This window comes from Pseudomonas sp. PDM27, from assembly GCF_019219205.1.
GTDB classification, from domain to species: domain Bacteria; phylum Pseudomonadota; class Gammaproteobacteria; order Pseudomonadales; family Pseudomonadaceae; genus Aquipseudomonas; species Aquipseudomonas laurylsulfatiphila.
This window is the reverse complement of record NZ_JAHUWF010000050.1, coordinates 1-251: the sequence shown is the minus strand read 5'-3', so window position 1 is coordinate 251 and position 251 is coordinate 1. Positions and strand designations below refer to the sequence as shown.

Here is a 251-nt window from a genome sequence, read left to right as displayed (position 1 = left end):
CGTATTTCTACAGGCGTTTCCCACACAAAATTGGTGGGTCTGGGCAGATTCGAACTGCCGACCTCACCCTTATCAGGGGTGCGCTCTAACCAACTGAGCTACAGACCCAATTTCGGGCTGCTTCTTTCGTCTTCTTCAATGAATCAAGCAATTCGTGTGGGAACTTATGGAGCAGCTGAGTCGTCGATTAAGGAGGTGATCCAGCCGCAGGTTCCCCTACGGCTACCTTGTTACGACTTCACCCCAGTCAT

Annotated in this window: 1 tRNA gene and 1 rRNA gene; both read right to left on the bottom strand. The window is 51.4% G+C overall.

Annotation, left to right across the window (positions count from 1 at the left end):
• Nucleotides 1-31: 31 nt before the first annotated feature.
• Nucleotides 32-108: transfer RNA gene (locus KW838_RS29330), tRNA-Ile, on the bottom strand.
• Nucleotides 109-188: 80 nt separating this feature from the next.
• Nucleotides 189-251 (bottom strand): 16S ribosomal RNA (locus KW838_RS29325); the annotation flags it as partial.